The 17505-nt window shown below is 39.1% G+C and carries 19 protein-coding genes; 17 read left to right on the top strand and 2 right to left on the bottom strand.

The features are described from left to right. Positions 1-11: 11 nt before the first annotated feature. From NSQ44_RS12010 to NSQ44_RS12000, 3 genes are all read left to right on the top strand, one after another. On the top strand, positions 12-1205 hold the full coding sequence (locus tag NSQ44_RS12010) for a bifunctional 3,4-dihydroxy-2-butanone-4-phosphate synthase/GTP cyclohydrolase II (protein WP_340857152.1): 1194 nt from the start codon (positions 12-14) through the stop codon (positions 1203-1205). Between the two features lie 21 nt (positions 1206-1226). Beyond that, complete coding sequence (ribH, locus tag NSQ44_RS12005; RefSeq protein ID WP_063388660.1) at positions 1227-1697, top strand: 6,7-dimethyl-8-ribityllumazine synthase; 471 nt, start codon at positions 1227-1229, stop codon at positions 1695-1697. 127 nt (positions 1698-1824) lie between these two features. After that, positions 1825-2175, top strand: coding sequence for a GNAT family N-acetyltransferase (locus NSQ44_RS12000; protein ID WP_340857151.1), 351 nt, complete (start codon positions 1825-1827; stop codon positions 2173-2175). Positions 2176-2359: 184 nt separating this feature from the next. Here NSQ44_RS12000 and NSQ44_RS11995 read toward each other — a convergent pair whose 3' ends face one another. Next, positions 2360-3499, bottom strand: a complete 1140-nt coding sequence (locus tag NSQ44_RS11995) for an IS110 family transposase (RefSeq protein WP_096549889.1) — start codon at positions 3497-3499, stop codon at positions 2360-2362. 242 nt (positions 3500-3741) lie between these two features. Further along, positions 3742-4257: a DUF309 domain-containing protein gene (locus NSQ44_RS11990; protein ID WP_340857150.1), complete on the bottom strand. Its 516-nt coding sequence runs from the start codon at positions 4255-4257 to the stop codon at positions 3742-3744. A 184-nt stretch (positions 4258-4441) separates the two neighbouring features. Between NSQ44_RS11990 and NSQ44_RS11985 the strand changes: the two genes are divergently transcribed. The 14 genes from NSQ44_RS11985 to NSQ44_RS11920 all read left to right on the top strand — a co-directional run bounded on the left by NSQ44_RS11985 (position 4442) and on the right by NSQ44_RS11920 (position 17505). Next, on the top strand, positions 4442-5206 hold the full coding sequence (locus NSQ44_RS11985) for a segregation/condensation protein A (RefSeq protein WP_340857149.1): 765 nt from the start codon (positions 4442-4444) through the stop codon (positions 5204-5206). Continuing rightward, complete coding sequence (scpB, locus tag NSQ44_RS11980; RefSeq protein ID WP_340857148.1) at positions 5187-5771, top strand: SMC-Scp complex subunit ScpB; 585 nt, start codon at positions 5187-5189, stop codon at positions 5769-5771. Before NSQ44_RS11985 ends, scpB begins: the two co-directional genes overlap by 20 nt. A 124-nt stretch (positions 5772-5895) precedes the next feature. Further along, entirely contained in the window at positions 5896-7026 is a 1131-nt protein-coding gene (locus NSQ44_RS11975) for a D-alanyl-D-alanine carboxypeptidase family protein (protein WP_340857147.1), read from the top strand. Next, a complete protein-coding gene (locus tag NSQ44_RS11970; RefSeq protein ID WP_327862954.1) occupies positions 7023-7613 on the top strand; it encodes a nucleoside recognition domain-containing protein in 591 nt (196 codons plus the stop codon). The genes NSQ44_RS11975 and NSQ44_RS11970 overlap by 4 nt, the downstream gene beginning before the upstream one ends. Before the next feature lie 2 nt (positions 7614-7615). After that, positions 7616-8146 carry a spore maturation protein gene (locus NSQ44_RS11965; RefSeq protein WP_063388630.1) on the top strand — a complete coding sequence of 177 codons (531 nt, stop codon included), beginning with the start codon at positions 7616-7618 and terminating at the stop codon, positions 8144-8146. 99 nt (positions 8147-8245) lie between these two features. After that, complete coding sequence (locus NSQ44_RS11960; RefSeq protein ID WP_340857146.1) at positions 8246-8983, top strand: pseudouridine synthase; 738 nt, start codon at positions 8246-8248, stop codon at positions 8981-8983. Between the two features lie 170 nt (positions 8984-9153). Then, on the top strand, positions 9154-9675 hold the full coding sequence (gene resA, locus NSQ44_RS11955) for a thiol-disulfide oxidoreductase ResA (RefSeq protein ID WP_340857145.1): 522 nt from the start codon (positions 9154-9156) through the stop codon (positions 9673-9675). Between the two features lie 16 nt (positions 9676-9691). Continuing rightward, positions 9692-11323, top strand: a complete 1632-nt coding sequence (gene resB / locus NSQ44_RS11950) for a cytochrome c biogenesis protein ResB (protein ID WP_340857144.1) — start codon at positions 9692-9694, stop codon at positions 11321-11323. Positions 11324-11347: 24 nt separating this feature from the next. Next, positions 11348-12523, top strand: coding sequence for a c-type cytochrome biogenesis protein CcsB (gene ccsB, locus NSQ44_RS11945; RefSeq protein ID WP_340857143.1), 1176 nt, complete (start codon positions 11348-11350; stop codon positions 12521-12523). 91 nt (positions 12524-12614) lie between these two features. Then, positions 12615-13337 carry a response regulator transcription factor gene (locus tag NSQ44_RS11940; RefSeq protein ID WP_066247683.1) on the top strand — a complete coding sequence of 241 codons (723 nt, stop codon included), beginning with the start codon at positions 12615-12617 and terminating at the stop codon, positions 13335-13337. Next, on the top strand, positions 13334-15100 hold the full coding sequence (locus tag NSQ44_RS11935; protein WP_340857142.1) for an ATP-binding protein: 1767 nt from the start codon (positions 13334-13336) through the stop codon (positions 15098-15100). Before NSQ44_RS11940 ends, NSQ44_RS11935 begins: the two co-directional genes overlap by 4 nt. Positions 15101-15150: 50 nt before the next feature. Continuing rightward, positions 15151-15735: a cob(I)yrinic acid a,c-diamide adenosyltransferase gene (locus NSQ44_RS11930; protein ID WP_340857141.1), complete on the top strand. Its 585-nt coding sequence runs from the start codon at positions 15151-15153 to the stop codon at positions 15733-15735. 92 nt (positions 15736-15827) lie between these two features. After that, the gene (sigX, locus tag NSQ44_RS11925) at positions 15828-16418 is read left to right on the top strand and encodes an RNA polymerase sigma factor SigX (RefSeq protein WP_340857140.1); all 591 of its coding nucleotides are present in this window, start codon (positions 15828-15830) and stop codon (positions 16416-16418) included. Next, on the top strand, positions 16393-17505 hold the full coding sequence (locus tag NSQ44_RS11920) for a GerMN domain-containing protein (protein WP_340857138.1): 1113 nt from the start codon (positions 16393-16395) through the stop codon (positions 17503-17505). The genes sigX and NSQ44_RS11920 overlap by 26 nt, the downstream gene beginning before the upstream one ends.

Below are 17505 nucleotides of genomic sequence, written 5' to 3'. Positions count from 1 at the left end.
GTGATAGAATAATGTTTCATTCCATTGAGGATGCCATCGCAGATTTAAAACAGGGGAAAGTGATCATTGTCGTGGATGATGAGAATCGGGAAAACGAAGGAGATTTTGTCGGTCTAGCTGAGTTTTCCACCCCTGAAATGATCAATTTTATGATTTCAAAAGGAAAAGGTCTCGTCTGTGTGCCGATCACGGAATCGTTAGCGCACCGTTTGCAGCTTCACCCTATGGTAGCGGAAAATACAGATTTGCACCAAACCGCGTTTACTGTCAGCATCGATCATCAAACAACAACGACGGGAATCAGCGCATATGAGCGAGCTAAAACGATTCAGTCGCTCATTCAGCCGGATGCAAGGGCGGAGGATTTTAAAAGACCCGGACATGTTTTCCCGTTGATTGCAAAGAACGAAGGAGTATTAAAAAGAGCCGGCCACACGGAAGCAGCCGTTGATTTGGCAAAGCTGGCAGGATGCTTTCCAGCTGGCGTCATTTGTGAAATTATTGATGAAGACGGAACAATGGCTCGGGTTCCTCAATTAAAAGAAATAGCGGAACAATACAATTTAAAAATGATCACGATTCAAGATTTAATTCAATACCGCAGAAAACGGGAGGAATTAATCAAAAAAGAAGTGGAAATCGAGCTTCCGACAGGTTTTGGCCGTTTTAAAGCCATCGGTTATACCAGCTTGTATGATGGAAAAGAGCATATTGCGCTGGTGAAGGGTGAAATTAAGCCGGAGCATCCCGTTTTAGTTAGAATCCATTCAGAATGCCTGACAGGAGACGTCTTTCATTCTCACAGATGCGACTGCGGCCCGCAGCTTCATTCTGCATTGAGTGAAATTGAAAAAGAAGGAAGCGGAATTTTGCTCTATTTGCGCCAAGAAGGCAGGGGGATCGGGCTAATAAATAAATTGAAAGCATATAAGCTTCAAGAAAAAGGTTATGATACGGTCGAAGCAAATGAGGAGCTCGGCTTTCAGCCGGATCAAAGAGAATATGCTGTTGCAGCACAGATGCTGAAGGATATTGGAGCCAAGTCTATTCGTTTAATGACAAACAATCCGAGAAAAATGAAAGAAATGCAAGAATACGGACTTGAAATATTGGAGCGGGTTCCAATTGAAATACCGGCAAACAAGGATAATGAAAAATATTTGAAAACAAAAAAATCGAAACTAGGACATCTACTTCATATTTAGCGGGAGGTTATACTAATGAGCATAAACAAAATAGAAGGACATTTAGTCGGAAAAGATTTGAAAATCGGAATTGTCGTATCAAGATTTAATGAATTTATTACAAGCAAGCTGTTAAGCGGAGCAATCGATGCTCTCATCCGCCACGGCGTTTCGGAAAGCGACATTGATGTTGCATGGGTTCCGGGGGCTTTTGAAATCCCGCTTGTATCCAAAAAACTGGCTGAGTCCAAAAAATACGATGCGGTCATTGCCTTAGGAACAGTTATCCGTGGATCCACTACGCATTACGATTACGTATGCAATGAAGCGGCAAAAGGGATTGCGAACGCTTCTCTGCAAACAGGAGTGCCGGTAATATTTGGCGTCGTCACGACGGAAAATATCGAGCAAGCGATTGAACGAGCAGGAACGAAAGCGGGCAATAAAGGCTGGGACGCAGCACTATCGGCAATTGAAATGGCAAATTTAATCAAATCTCTCGCCCAACTTTAAAGAAAACAGTTTAAAATTCATAAGAAAATGTATATAATGTTAAGAGCAATATGATAAATGGGATTCAACACTAGTTGCCCATAAAATCTTTCTTGAAAGAATGTTATATATTAACGAGGGATCCAGCATGTTAGTTCGATATAAGAAAGCTTTTGAAAAAATTGCGATGGGGCTTCTTTCCTTTATGCCGAGTGAAAAGGATTTAAAGCAGCTCCAGCAAACGATGAAAACGTATGAAAATGACGAAAATTGGCAGCTTTTCTTATGGAAGGAAGAAGATGTTATCGGAGTGATCGGCGTTGAATTGAAAGATAAAGGAATAGTGGAAATTCAGCATATTTGCGTAAACCCGTCCCATCGTCACCAAGGAATCGGCAAAAAAATGATCAATGCCGTAAAAGAGCTATATAAAGATAAACATGTTATTCCTAGCGAACAAATTCAATCCTTTTTTGAAAAATGCGACCAGAACAATTAGAAAAAGAAGAGAGCTGATCACTCTCTTCTTTTTCTTTTTCTGTGAAAATAATTTAATTCCACTTAGCCCATGAATAGCTTCAATCTATTGAGGGTAATATATAAATAACCTAAAAAAGACAATAAGAAAGCAGAGCTACCTAATGGAAGGTAACTTTGTTTAAACTTATTCTTCTTTGGTTATACTAATTAATTAAAGGTTCTTTATAAGGCTCCTTATTAATTAGCATAGAGTAAATGATTCGAAGCATTCGATGCGATATGGCAACGAGTGCTTTTTTCTTTCCTCTTCTTGCAGCAATCGACCAATATTTAGCAGCTAACCAACGATTCCTACTTCTAGAGATTGCCCATGCTACTTCGCACAGTACAGTTTTGATATGAGGATTCCCTTTAGTCGTTTTAGTTGACTTTCGTTTTCCTGCACTTTCATGATTTCCTGGAGCAACTCCGGCCCAAGACGCTAAGTGTTGAGAGGTAGGAAATTGTTCCATGTTCACCCCAATCTCTGCAATAATAATTGCTGCGGAATCCTTTTTAATACCCGGAATCGTTAGTAATAACTCCACTTCTTCTTTATAATTCTTCAGAATTTCATCTATTCTTTCCTCGATTTGGCTGATTAATGATTCTAAATAAACGATGTGTTGCCAAGATTGTTTGATTAGAAAGATTTGATGATCGTTTAAAGTACCGAATAAAGAGTCTGTAATCATTTGTTTTTTGTGCTTCATTCTTCCGTGAATACTATTTTCTACATCAATGGAATCAACATATCCATTTTGAATTAATTTGGATAGAAGTTTTCTTCCAGAAACACCAAACACATCTGAAATAACTGAATTTAGTTTAACATTTGAGCATTCTAATACTTTCAGAATCCTATTTTTTTCTGAAGTCAAATGGCCGATCCATTTTTTACGAAGCCGAGTTAAATCACGAAGGTTTCGTATATCTTCTGGTGGAACAAAACTTTTTTCAATCAGTCCATAACGCAATAACTTCGCAATCCACTCTGCATCCGAAACATCTGTTTTTCTTCCAGGGACATTCTTGATTCTTTGAGCATTCGCTAATGTAATATCAAAGTAATCCTCCAAAATGTTATAAACAGGTTTCCAATAAACTCCAGTACTCTCCATCGCAATGTGCGTAATGCCATGGTTTTCCAACCACTTTAGTAAACGAAAGAGATCCTTTGTTAAAGTGGGGAAAGTTTCTGTTTCAATGAATAATTCATCGTCCTGTTCGCCAATCATGACACAAGCAACAATTGTTTCAGCATGTACATCTAATCCTGCACAACGTGTCATCAGTACATCCAATATAATCCCTCCCATAAAGTAGATTCACAAACAGCGAGTGAATTTGAAATATAAGCATTTTTCTGTACGTAGTCATCATTCCAAATGAATGAGCTAACAATGGGTTGTTCACCAAATCCACTCAAACAGTTTTTTATTCAGGGTATCATCCACCATAAAAGCCTACGTATTGTTAACTGTTTGTGTTATCTACATTATGGGAAAGAAATATCCATTTTCATGCCAGGGTTGTGAATGAAAATTCATGATTGTTTTTTATGCCAATTTTTCAATCTCTCCTCAATGATGTCCGTTCGATCCCTTGTTTTATGTTTATGTATTAAAAAAACGTTTGAAATATCGCTAGGCTCACCGAACGTTTTTCCTCGTTCCTTTGCTGTTGTTAAGCAAATTTCGTAAAGGTTTTGATCAAAAATCGGCAGCTGAATGCTTTTATATGGTTCTCTTTTTTGAATTCGACCAAAAGTGTTTTGTAAAATATGTAAGAGCTGTTCATCATCCAAACCGAGTTTGTTAAGAGACGCCGTTTCATTTTTTAAAATGCGAATAGCATTTTTCATCATCCGCTTTGCACCATTGAAATTTTTTCTCCTGTAATGATAAAAGCTAACGGCAATTTGTATGAGCCCGACCCAGATTTGTTTTCTCTCTTCTTTAGGATCTTTTTTCCACAATTCTTCTAAAATTTCATGACATTCAAAATAATCCCGGTCACAATGAAAATGATATAAAAACTCAATATATTCAGGTGGGTACATATTGAGAAAACTCCTTTTTTCTACTATATATGTTATAGTTTATGAAAATGGCTGCAAAAAAGAAAGTATTCATGCCTGATTTAAAAATAAACAAAAATGAGCTTTGTTGAAAAAGAGTATTGGATGTATTTTTCTATTGGTCTATACTAAAAATTAGCCATTTATCGAGGGTGATGATCAGGTAATGTATCTAGTAAAGTTAGAAGCTTTTGAAGGTCCGTTAGATTTGCTTTTGCATTTAATTCATCGTTTAGAAATTGATATATATGATATCCCTGTCAGCGAAATAACAGAACAGTATATGGAATATATTCACACGATGCAGGAGCTTGAGCTGGATGTTGCCAGTGAATATTTAGTGATGGCAGCCACATTATTGTCGATTAAAAGCAAAATGCTCCTTCCAAGACAGGAGGAAGAGTGGTCTGACGAGGAAATCATTGAAGAAGAGCAGTCCGATCCGAGAGATGAGCTTGTTACCCGTTTAATTGAATACAAGAAATATAAAGAAGCGGCAGTAAAGCTGAAAAAACTGGAAAGTGAACGGGCGCTTGTCTATACGAAACCTCCAAGCGACTTGAGCGAATATTTGGAGGAAAAAGAGCCGATTTTACAAAAGGGAAACGTAACGGTTTATGATATGATCGCTGCCTTTCAAAAAATGTTAAAACGAAAAAAAATCGAAAAGCCTATCGAGCGAACCGTAACAAAAGAAGAAATTCCGATTGAAAAACGAATGAAGGAAATGATCATGGAACTGAAGGCATCGAAAAAGAAAAAAGCGTTTCACGATTTCTTTTCAGCTGACAGGAAAGATTATATGGTCGTGACTTTTTTAGCTTTGCTTCAGCTGATGAAAAATGAATACGTTCATGTTGAACAAGAACATAATTTTTCAGAAATTTATATTTACGGGAGTGAAAAGCTGCATGAGTTTAGGGATTATTGAATGGAAATCCATTTTGGAAGGGCTCTTATTTGCGGCTGGGGACGAAGGCCTTTCCGTCAAGCAATTAACTTCCGTTCTTGAAATTGACGAAGCGACGGTTTTAAGCATTATTGAAGATTTAAAAGAGGAATACCAAAAAAAAGAACGGGGGATCGATCTTGTAGAAGTAGCAGGGGCTTACCAGCTCACAACCAAAAAGGAGCATGCACCATATTTAAAGCGGCTGATGGAAACTCCTATGAACCAATCACTCTCTCAGGCTGCTCTTGAAACATTGGCCATTATCGCTTATAAACAGCCGATTACCCGGATTGAAATAGAAGAAATTAGAGGGGTAAAGTCAGAAAGGCCGATCCGGACCCTTTCAGCGAAAGGGCTTATAAAGGAAGTCGGCAGAGAAGAGGGAGCGGGAAGAGCTATTTTATACGGAACGACAAAAGAGTTTCTTGAATATTTCGGATTAAAAACGATTGAAGAATTGCCTTCATTGACAGAGATCGAGAATGAAGAGCATTTTATTCAAGAAGAGGCGGATTTATTCTTTGAAAAATTAAATAACTTGTAAGTCGTCTCAGGCGGCAGTCTGAGACTTATTTTTATTTCACATTCTTTCAAATTCCGTTCATACGGTTGTCTTCTTTGCATAAACTTGTACAAAACGAATCGAATAAAGGGACGTGAAAGCATTAATGAACAAATGGACATCACGTATTAATGTATTCATTCTTTTTATATTGATAGGCCATTTTTTTATCCCGACAGCTCATGCAACGCATACGATTGAAGTTAGTGCAGAAAGCGCCATATTAATGGATCAAGAAAGCGGCCGCATCCTTTTTGAAAAAAACCCACATAAAAAAATGCGCATTGCAAGCATTACGAAAATCATGACGGCGATTTTAGCAATTGAATCAGGAAAAATGGATCAAAATGTGACTGTCAGCGACCGCGCTGTCCGAACTGAAGGGTCTTCCATATATCTTAAGCAAAAGCAAAAGGTGAAGCTGGAAGATTTGGTTTATGGTCTTATGCTAAGGTCCGGAAATGACGCTGCGGTGGCGATTGCTGAATTTGTCGGAGGCAGTTTAGATGGTTTCGTATTTATGATGAACGAAAAAGCGAAGGAAATCGGCATGACAAATACTGAATTTGCCAACCCGCACGGTTTGGATGATCACGAAAACCACTATTCTACCGCATATGATATGGCTCTTTTAACGAAATACGCTATGGAAAATGAAACGTTCCGCAAAATATTTGGAACAAAAGTTTATAAAAAAGACGGGTTTCAGTGGAAAAATAAAAACAAACTTTTAAGTTTATATGAATATTGTACAGGCGGTAAAACCGGGTACACAAAGAGGGCAAATAGAACATTAGTCTCCACTGCGGAAAAAGATGATTTACATTTAATTGCTGTTACGCTAAATGCTCCCGATGATTGGAACGACCATATGTCAATGTTTAACAGCGCGTTCAGCGAATATGATCAGGTGACGATTAAAAAAGAAGGATACCTTGCCATTGACAACAAGTTTTACAAAGACCGCATCTTCATTAATCGCGACATTGTTTATCCGCTGATGGAGGAAGAAAAAAACAAAATAAACATCCGTTTATTCCTAGCAAAACCGAAGGCTTCGTGGAAGAACCATCCTGAAAAGATTCCAGAAAAAGTAGGAACATTGAGAGTGTTGCTCGATGGCGAAACGATTGAAGAAGTGCCGATCTATTTTGAAAACGGTGATGTAAAGCCTCCGCATGGCTGGTTTGGAAAGATGATCGATCTATTTTTTGATATGCTGGGTGTTTCCGCATGATTCATATTATTTGGGTTGCCTTAACTTTGATCGGCGTCGTATTTGCAATGTTCAACGGAACAATGGAGGAAGTGAATAAAGCCGTCTTTTCAGGTGCAAAAGAGGGTGTCACCATTGCCTTTGGCTTCATCAGCGTGCTTGTATTTTGGTTAGGCTTAATGAATATTGCGGAGAAAAGCGGTCTGTTAGAAAAGCTAGGGAATCTGTTCAAACCGCTGATGAGGAGAATTTTTCCTGATGTTCCTCCTGAACATCCTGCGATGGGCTACATGCTGTCAAACTTGCTCGCCAATATGTTTGGGCTAGGAAACGCAGCTACACCGTTGGGAATTAAGGCGATGGAGCAGTTGAAAAAATTGAACAAAAATAAAGACCAGGCGTCCAGAAGCATGATCACCTTTCTAGCATTAAATACAACTGGATTGACTCTTGTTCCAACAACTGTAATTTCTATACGAATGACATACGGTTCGCATAATCCGACTGATATTGTCGTGCCAACGCTTCTGTCGACTTTCTGTGCTACCATAGCCGCTATTATGATTGACCGCTATTTTTACTATTTACGAAAAAGAAAAGGAGAATAACGATGGTGTTCATTAGTGCTGTTTCGATATGGCTGATCCCATTGATCATCGGTTTTATTTTGTTGTACGGGACTTTTAAACGCATTCCAACTTATGAAGCGTTTGTTGAAGGTGGAAAAGAAGGAATCGAAATTTCTTTTTCCATTATTCCGTATCTTGTCGGCATGCTCGTGGCAGTGTCTGTTTTTCGCGCTTCAGGGGCTCTCGATTTTTTTATGGACCTGTTAAAACCGATGTTTCAAGCTATCCACGTCCCGGCGGAAATTGTTCCGCTGGCGTTAATTCGGCCCATCTCTGGAACAGCTTCGTTAGGAATTATGAGCGATTTAATTTCAATGCATGGAGCGGATTCGTTGATCGGTCGACTGGCAGCCACCATGCAAGGGAGCACGGACACGACTTTGTATATCATTACAGTATATTTCGGTGCTGTTGGGATCAAGCGAATGGGCGATGCGATAAAGGTTGGGCTGCTGGCGGATTTTGCAGCCATCCTTTCTTCCATAATAATTGTTACGCTCCTTTTCGGTTAAGCTTTAATGAGCTTAGCTTTTTTATTTGCAAAAAAATAAATGCGTTCATCTTGTGTAACGAGACCGAAAGAAGGTAATATTTTTAGAGAGGTGAGATCAATGGAACGTTTGCAAAAGGTGATAGCGCGTTCGGGAATTGCTTCAAGAAGAAAAGCGGAGCAATTAATTTTGGACGGAAAAGTTACTGTAAATGGACAAGTTGTAACAGAGCTCGGCACAAAAGTATCTGACGAGGACAAGGTGGAGGTAAACGGGATTCCGGTAGAAAGGGAAGAACCGATTTATATTTTGTTTTATAAGCCTAGGGGAGTTATTTCGAGCGTGAAAGATGAAAAAGGAAGAAAAGTCGTCACCGATTACTTTCGAGATTTTGAGCAGCGCATCTTTCCGGTCGGCAGACTTGATTATGATACTTCAGGCCTTCTAATCCTGACAAACGATGGCGATTTTGCTAATTTGTTAATGCATCCACGATATGAAATTGATAAAGTGTATGTAGCGAAAGTTAAAGGAATTCCAGGAAGGAAAGAATTAAAACAACTGGAGCAAGGGATCATGCTGGAGGATGGAATGACAAAACCAGCAAAAGTCAAAATGCTTTCTTTAGATAAAAGAAAAAAAACGTGTATAATCGAAATTACCATTCATGAAGGAAGAAACCGGCAAATTAGAAGAATGTTTGATAAAATCGGCTTTCCTGTGCTGAAGCTGAAAAGAGAACGGTACGCATTTTTAGATTTAAAAGGGCTCAATCCAGGTGCGTTCCGCGAAATTACTCCCCACGAGGTGAAGAGATTGCGGGCGCTGGCCCAGCACGGCAAGCATGCGAGAGTTTAGCCTAAAATTTGTTAAGCTTTCGCATTTATACCGACAAAACGTTGCAAACAATGTACTGCTTTAGGGGCTTACACGTTTTTATGTCACATAAACGTCAAAATTATTTTTCTGAATGAACGGAAATTTAATGATATAATAACAAGCGAATGAAAAACAAGGGAGTGCACACGATGAAAAAAAGGCGACTCATTACTCGCTCGATTATTCTTGTTATTTTATTAGGTGCTCTTGGATATACACTCTATTCAAATTTTTTTATGAGCAAAGAAAAAGTGAAAGTCGGATCAGCTGCGCCTGATTTTGTTCTTACTGATTTAGAAGGAAAAAAGCATCAATTTTCCGATTATAGAGGAAAAGGGGTATTTCTCAATTTCTGGGCAACGTGGTGCAAACCTTGTGAACGTGAAATGCCTTACATTGAAAGACAATATCAGCACTATAAAAATTTAGGTGTGGAAGTTTTAGCTGTCAACGTTGGCGAATCAAAATTAGTAGTGGAAAAATTTGCGGAAAAATACGGACTCAATTTCCCGATTGTCATTGACAAAAATCAGCAGGTGCTTCATGCATATGATGTAGATCCGCTGCCTACTACGTTTCTCATCGATAAGAACGGGAAGGTTGTCAAAATCATTACTGCACAAATGACGGAACGGGAAGTTCGAGATTACATGGAAATGATAAAACCATAGTTAGGGAGTTTTCAACATGAATCATGTGAAATGTGAATGCGGTCATGTAAATCCGTTCGGTACTGTGCTGTGTGAAAATTGCGGTCGGGCCTTGGCAGCAGAGGGCGAAGGCAACTCGGAAAAACTTCATGATATGCGTTATGACGGAAGCGCCAGACGTTCTCAAACATATAATAAAACGATCGTCGATAAAGTATGGAATTTTTTCTCTTCTGTTAAAGTTGGAGTCTGGCTGATTGTGATAACGCTGATCGCATCAGCAATCGGAACGATTTTTCCGCAAGAATTGTACATACCTTCCAACGTAACGCCAGAGCAATTTTATAAAGATGAATATGGAATTTTAGGCCAGCTTTATTATCAATTAGGCTTCCACCGCCTATACGGTTCTTGGTGGTATATGACCTTGATCGCATCGATTGGAATATCGCTTGTGATTTGCTCGCTTGACCGGGTTATTCCACTTTATCGTGCCTTGAAAAATCAAGGTGTGTCTCGGCACGAGTCTTTTTTGAAAAGACAGCGCCTTTTTAGCGAATCATATGTGGACAGTATTGAAAAAAATGTAGAACAAGTTAAAAAAAATTTAACAGCGCGCCGTTATCGCATTCGAGAAGAAAATGGAAACATTTTGGCAGAGAAAAATCGATTTTCCAGATGGGGTCCGTATGTCAATCATATCGGATTGATTATTTTTTTAATTGGAGCCATGCTCCGCTTTTTCCCGGGGATGTATGTGGATGAGGTTCTCTGGTTAAGAGAAGGGGAAACGAAAGAAATACCCGGGACAAATGGCGAGTATTATTTGAAGCATCATCAATTCATTTTGGAAACTTATCAAAAGGAAAAAGAAAAAGATGTGTTTCAGGAAGCGATTGACCGTGTCGGCGATGGAAGCGTAGCTAAAAACTTCCAATCAAATGTGACGCTTTATAAAAAGCAGGGAGACAGCCTGCCGGGTGAAGAACCAAAATTAAAAGAGGTAAAAGACTTCAGCATTCGCGTCAACGAACCATTGAAATTTGATTCTTATGCTGTCTATCAAGTGAATTACAAGCTGAATGAGTTAAATAAAATGACGTTTGATCTTATCGATAAAAAATCGGGGAAAAGCTTCGGGAAAGTTGTCATTGACCTCTTAAATCCAGAAAAGAAATATGATTTAGGAAACGGCTATGCTGTTGAAATTGCCAGCTATCTTCCAGATTTTTATTTTGATGACGAAGGAAATCCAGCCACGCGGTCGAGAGTGCCAAACAACCCGGTATTTGTTTTTAAAATGATTGCACCTGACAGACCGAAGGGAGAAACGAGTTTCGTTGCCATCCAGCAAACGATTGAACCTAACGAGAATAACAAATACAAAATGAAATTTTCAGGAATTGAAACGAAAAACTTAACGGGTTTAGTTGTAAGGAAAGATTTAACTTTATGGGTGCTCGGTGTCGGCGGAGCCATTTTTATGATAGGCTTAATTCAAGGATTGTACTGGCAGCATCGCCGCATATGGCTGAAAGCGGATAACGACAAAATCATGCTGGCGGGGCATACAAACAAAAACTGGTTTGGATTAAAAAATGAATTGGACATCATTTTGCGCGATACTGAAATTCAAAAGCCTGTTGACCAAAAACAATTAAAAGAATAGAACCTCATGAAGGAGGGGAAGTTTGTGGCTGAACTTAGCAGCACTTTATTATACATTGCGTTTATTTTGTATTTAATAGGAACATTCTTTTTTGGCGGTGCCATCCGTGACAAAAGAGGAAAGGATGAAAAACCGAATAGATGGGCGCGATTAGGCATTGCGGCGGCGATCCTCGGTTTTTTGTCTCAACTGGGATACTTCGTTACGAGATGGATCGCTGCTGGACATGCCCCGGTTTCGAACATATTTGAATTCACGACATTCTTTGGTATGATGCTAGTAGGAGCATTTATCATTATTTATTTTATTTATAAGCTGTCTGCACTTGGCTTATTTACATTGCCAGTTGCACTTTTATTGATTGCATATGCCAGCATGTTTCCGACAGAAATCAGCCCTTTAATACCAGCTCTTCAAAGCGATTGGCTGAAAATCCATGTAACAACAGCTGCTGCCGGACAAGCTATTTTGGCGATCAGCTTTGTAGCCGGAGTCCTGTATTTAACAAAGGTTGTGGACCAATCAAAAGCAACAAAAAAGACGTTTTGGCTTGAATTTGTCATGTTTGTATTAGTCACAACACTAGCATTTGTCATTGTCACAACCGTGTTCCGAGCAATGGATTATGAATCAGTGTTTAAATGGATCGATAAAAATGGACAAGAGGCGGAAATGGAATTTCATTTGCCTGCTCTCGTAGCGCCGCACGAAGGAGAATTGTTGACAAAAGATCGGCTTGCAGGATTTGTGGAATTGCCGGCGATTTTATCGGCCAGAAAGGTGAACACTGTTTTATGGTCCACATTTGTAGGACTGATTTTATACGGAGTGATCCGCCTAATATTGAGAAAGCGTATTTCTGCAGCGTTGCAGCCTTTAGTGAAAAATTTAAATTTGGATGTAGTGGATGAAATTGGCTACCGTTCAGTAGCGATTGGATTCCCAGTATTTACGCTAGGTGCTTTAATATTTGCCATGATTTGGGCACAGATCGCTTGGACCCGATTTTGGGGCTGGGATCCGAAAGAGGTTTGGGCATTGATCACTTGGCTGTTTTACGCGGCATATCTTCATTTACGGCTTTCGAGAGGATGGCATGGAGAAAGATCAGCATGGCTTGCGGTTATCGGATTTGCGATCATCATGTTTAATTTAATTTTTGTAAACCTTGTGATAGCTGGTTTACATTCATATGCATAAACGGATTGGCTGACTCATGATACATGCTGGAATTTGGATCATTATCATTTGAGTCAGCTCTTTTTTAACCTGATCAAGGGAGGAATAAAATATGTCAGAGAACCAGGATGTAACGATTTTAGTGGTAGATGATGAAGAAAGAATTCGCAGGCTTTTGAAAATGTACTTAGAAAGGGAAAATTATCAAATTGATGAGGCGGAAAATGGTGATGAAGCGCTTGAAAAGGCTCTTTGTGCCGATTATGATTTGATTATTCTGGATATTATGATGCCCGGAATTGACGGAATCGAAGTGTGCAAGCAGCTGAGAGAAAAGAAAGCCACTCCTGTCATTATGCTGACAGCAAAAGGAGAGGAGGTAAACCGTGTTCAAGGGTTTGAGGTCGGTGCGGACGATTATATTGTAAAACCGTTCAGCCCAAGAGAGGTTGTTTTACGTGTGAAAGCGATTTTAAGAAGGGCGTCACAAACAAGCTATTTAAAAACCGATTCATCGGCGAAAAATGTGATCGTTTTCCCGCACTTAACAATCGATCATGATGCTCATCGCGTGACGGCCGACGGCAAGGAAGTCAACTTAACCCCGAAAGAGTACGAGCTGCTTTATTTTTTGGCAAAAACTCCAGATAAAGTATACGACCGGGAAAAGCTGCTGAAGGAAGTATGGCATTACGAATTTTTTGGAGATTTACGAACAGTTGACACTCATGTGAAAAGACTTAGGGAAAAATTAAACAAAGTTTCGCCTGAAGCCGCCAAAATGATTGTGACTGTTTGGGGTGTCGGCTATAAATTCGAGGTCGTTGAAGAATGAAATTTTGGAGAAGCGTTGTTGGCAAGCTTTGGATGACCATTTTATTTCTTGTGATAGTGGTTCTGTCGATTTTAACCATTTTGCTGCTCGAGTTTATGGAAAATTATCATATAAAAGATGCCGAGCAAAAATTGACCCAGCTTGCCAATAAAGCAGCCATTATTATGGAAAATCATCAAAATACACCATTAGCCGGCTCCATTGCAACTGAACTTTCTGATAAACTAACAAGTGTGTATATCGTTGATGGTGGAAAAACATATTGGCAAAAGCAAAATGACGGGGCGGGTGTCGCTCAATATTCATTAAATGAAATCATCAGTGAGAAAGAACTGTCAAAAGTATTGGAAGATCAAGAAAAAATCAGCCTTGTAAAAAGCTTTCCGCAAACGAATGATCACAATAAATTCAACAATGAAATGATGATCGTCGGAGTGCCTTATCAATCTGGAGCGATATTTGTCGTACAATCTTTGTCTGCCATTAATGAAACAACAAAACAAACAACTAAATATATTTTTATGGCAGCATTTATAGCTATTATATTAACGACCGTTTTTGCCTTTTTTTTATCAACCCGCATTACCTATCCGCTCCGAAAAATGAGAGAAGTCGCAATTGAAGTGGCGAATGGAAAATTTGATACGAAAGTTCCGAAGCTGACAAGCGATGAAATTGGTGAATTAGCTGTTGCCTTTAACCAAATGGGCCGGCAGGTGAAATTCCATATTAACGCTTTGCGGCAAGAAAAAGAACAGCTTTCAAACATTTTAAGCAGCATGGCCGACGGTGTCATTACGTTAAATATCGATGGAACGATTTTAGTCACAAATCCTCCTGCTGAACGTTTTTTGCAGGCATGGTATTATGAAAACGGAATGGATCCGAAAAAGGAACATGAGCTTCCGCCGGCTATTGAAGAGCTATTTAAACGAGTGACGACGACTCACCGCGAGCAGGTTACTGAGATTACTTTGCAAGGCAGAACATGGGGAGTGATCATGAGCTCTCTTTATAATCAAAATCGTGTTCGAGGAGCGGTCGTTGTTTTGCGCGATATAACGGAGGAAAGACGTCTCGACAAATTAAGAATTGATTTTATTGCCAATGTGTCCCACGAGCTGCGGACGCCTATTGCCATGCTGCAAGGATACAGCGAAGCTCTTCGCGATGACATTGCAGGAAGCGAAAAGGAGCGGAAGGAGATTGTTCAGGTTATTTATGACGAATCATTGCGAATGGGCCGATTGGTGAATGATTTATTGGATTTGGCCAGAATGGAGGCAGGACATATTTCCTTAAATATACAAGATGTCAAATTGAAGCCTTTTATTGAAAAAATTATTCGCAAATTTCAAGGCATTGCAAAAGAAAAACAGATTCACCTCGAATATTTGCTGAATGTTCAAATGGATTCCTTTTCGTTTGATCCGGACCGCATTGAGCAAGTACTGACCAATTTAATTGACAATGCCATCCGCCATACGAGTGCACAAGGATTTGTAAAAGTAATTATTTCAGAAAGCAATGGTTTAAAAATAGATGTTCAGGACTCAGGAAGCGGAATCAGTGAAGAAGATCTGCCGTTTGTGTTTGAACGCTTTTATAAAGCTGACAAAGCGAGAACGCGCGGAAGAGCAGGTACGGGTCTTGGGCTTGCCATTGCGAAAAATATTGTCGATGCCCATAAAGGGGTAATACAAGTTCACAGCAAATTAAATGTTGGAACGACATTTACCGTACTATTGCCGCAAACATCGTAAAAATTTGCCGATCTTTATTGTTTCACACGTAACAGAAGGGAGGTTTGGCAATGAATTTATATACGCGTACAGGGGATCAAGGACAGACGAACGTTATTGGTGCGCGTGTCGATAAAGATGATCCAAGGGTGGAAGCTTACGGAACGATTGATGAATTGAACGCTTACATAGGCTATGCAAGGACGTTTTTAACAGATAAAGCGTTTCAAGATATTTACGAAGAGCTTGAAAAAATTCAGCATCATTTGTTTGATTGCGGATCTGACATAGCGGTTGTGTACGAAAAGCAAAAACATCCGTTTAAAACGACGGAGGATATGATCTTTTTTTTAGAGGAACGAATCGATCATTATGTGGAAGAAGCTCCTGTATTAGAAAAATTTATTTTGCCCGGAGGAACGGAGGCGGCCAGCGTTTTACATATTGCGAGAACAGTTGCCAGAAGAGCAGAGCGTTTAATCGTTTCTTTAATGAAAGAGGTTAAAATTCATCATCCGGTCCTCATTTACATGAACCGTCTGTCTGATTATTTATTTGCTGCTGCTCGGGTTGTAAATTACCGCCTAAACGTGAAGGATGTCGAATACGAACGAAGCGGGAAGGTGTTCCGGACAAATAATAACAAAAAAAATTGACACCGAGGGTCTCTTTTATAAGACCCTTTCTTTTTTGTTTGTAACATGTCATGCGTCTCTTTCGACAAATATTTTAAACGGAGGGTATGTGCATGGATGAATCGTTTCAAAGATTATACGAAAAATATCATCAAGATATTTTTCAGTTTTTATATTATTTGGTGAAGGATCGGGAACAAGCGGAAGATTTGGTGCATGAAGTGTATATAAAAGTTTTAAAATCATACTCGAGCTTTGAAGGACGAAGCAGTGAAAAAACATGGTTATTTTCCATTGCTCGGCATGTAGCGATTGATTTTTTTCGAAAGCAAAAAACTCTCCGTCAGCGAATAATGGAAAAATTTGATTTAGATCAAGCACAAATTGCGGATCAAGAGCCCCTCCCGGAAGAAATAGCTTTACAACGAGAAGAAATACAGATGCTATACAAAGCAATGAATGACTGCAATGTGAATCAAAGAACCGTTTTAATTTTACGGTTTATAAAAGAATTATCTGTTGCAGAAACAGCCGAGGTGTTGGGGTGGACGGAAAGCAAAGTCAAAACAACCCAGCATCGGGCTTTAAAAGTGTTAAAAAATTATATAGATAAAGCTATGAAAGAACAAGTTGTCACGAAAGATCAGGGAGCTATGACAGAACAGGAGGTAGTTTCAAGTGAAAAACTCTCTGTGGAGCGATGAACAAATCAAAAAATGGATAAGCGAGTTTCCAAAAGTAGAAGATTCCCGCAGTTCATTCGAGATTTGGAACAATATTACCGAGAAAAAAAGAAAAAGAACAATATTGAAATTCATTGTTCCATCAGCTTCGATTGTTGCTTTGACAGCAGCCGTCACTTTTGTAGTTTTTCCGCTAAGCAACAGCAAAAATGAACAAACCCAATATTCATACAACAAAAAGGCCGAAAACGCAGGAAACAGTCATTTAACCGAAATTCAAACGAATGAGGCTTCGCCGAAGTATCGTTCCATAGTTCCAAATTCTTCAACTGAACAAATTATCACAGTAGGGCTTTTAGATGAAAGCAAACAGCATGTCGTTCCTCTAAGCTTTAAAGGAAATCAATTCGAGCCTGCCGTCAAGCAAATAAATGACGTCTTAAACAAGATCGATGTGAAACGTTTCAATCTTTCAGCTTTTGCCTTTCAAGATGCAGACATTTATGAAAGCAAAAGCCGAAGTGACGAGGTGATCATAAATTTTGAAAAATTGAATATAAAAGACCGTTTCCATAATGAACAAAATTTTAAAGAAGTATTAAAAGAAACATTTCGGTGGCAAAATTATAAAAAGGTGCGCTTATTTACAAATGAAAAGCAGCATGTTCCTTCTGAGCATTTAGTTTCCGAATTTCAAATAAAGAAGCTGCTGAAAAAAGCCTATTTCTTGTTTTTTCCTAAAAATAGCAGCAATCCTTTGCTCGTTCCATCAAAAAATGAATATGAAACAATTGAAGAGGCAATGAATGCCATGCAAAAAGGTAAGGAAGACGGGCTTGAACCTTCCATTAATAATTCCGTTAAAATTAAGCAATTGAAAAAGGATGATGAGCTGCTTACGGTCACTTTTGACAATGCTTCAAAAATGAAAAACACAGAGCATACTGAAGTTATGCTGGAAGCGATTTTAATGACAGCGAAAGAATTCGGCTTTAAGAAAGTGAAGTTCGAAGGCTTTGATGCGAAAAAAATCGGAAATATTGATATTTCAAAACCGGTGGAAGTGCCTTTTTCGCCTAATTTTATTGACCTGAAAGTTGATGCATAG

It is taken from the genome of Aeribacillus sp. FSL M8-0254 (genome assembly GCF_038008845.1).
Classification (GTDB): Bacteria; Bacillota; Bacilli; order Bacillales; family Aeribacillaceae; genus Aeribacillus; species Aeribacillus composti.
This window is presented reverse-complemented; position numbering and strand designations above follow the sequence as displayed.

Coding starts and splice junctions, on each gene's coding strand:
- NSQ44_RS12010 (WP_340857152.1), top strand. CDS start 12: ATGTTTCATTCCATTGAGGATGCCATCGCAGATTTAAAACAGGGGAAA.
- NSQ44_RS12000 (WP_340857151.1), top strand. CDS start 1,825: ATGTTAGTTCGATATAAGAAAGCTTTTGAAAAAATTGCGATGGGGCTT.
- NSQ44_RS11990 (WP_340857150.1), bottom strand. CDS start 4,257: ATGTACCCACCTGAATATATTGAGTTTTTATATCATTTTCATTGTGAC.
- NSQ44_RS11985 (WP_340857149.1), top strand. CDS start 4,442: ATGTATCTAGTAAAGTTAGAAGCTTTTGAAGGTCCGTTAGATTTGCTT.
- scpB (WP_340857148.1), top strand. CDS start 5,187: ATGAGTTTAGGGATTATTGAATGGAAATCCATTTTGGAAGGGCTCTTA.
- NSQ44_RS11975 (WP_340857147.1), top strand. CDS start 5,896: ATGAACAAATGGACATCACGTATTAATGTATTCATTCTTTTTATATTG.
- NSQ44_RS11970 (WP_327862954.1), top strand. CDS start 7,023: ATGATTCATATTATTTGGGTTGCCTTAACTTTGATCGGCGTCGTATTT.
- NSQ44_RS11965 (WP_063388630.1), top strand. CDS start 7,616: ATGGTGTTCATTAGTGCTGTTTCGATATGGCTGATCCCATTGATCATC.
- NSQ44_RS11960 (WP_340857146.1), top strand. CDS start 8,246: ATGGAACGTTTGCAAAAGGTGATAGCGCGTTCGGGAATTGCTTCAAGA.
- resA (WP_340857145.1), top strand. CDS start 9,154: ATGAAAAAAAGGCGACTCATTACTCGCTCGATTATTCTTGTTATTTTA.
- resB (WP_340857144.1), top strand. CDS start 9,692: ATGAATCATGTGAAATGTGAATGCGGTCATGTAAATCCGTTCGGTACT.
- NSQ44_RS11940 (WP_066247683.1), top strand. CDS start 12,615: ATGTCAGAGAACCAGGATGTAACGATTTTAGTGGTAGATGATGAAGAA.
- NSQ44_RS11935 (WP_340857142.1), top strand. CDS start 13,334: ATGAAATTTTGGAGAAGCGTTGTTGGCAAGCTTTGGATGACCATTTTA.
- NSQ44_RS11930 (WP_340857141.1), top strand. CDS start 15,151: ATGAATTTATATACGCGTACAGGGGATCAAGGACAGACGAACGTTATT.
- sigX (WP_340857140.1), top strand. CDS start 15,828: ATGGATGAATCGTTTCAAAGATTATACGAAAAATATCATCAAGATATT.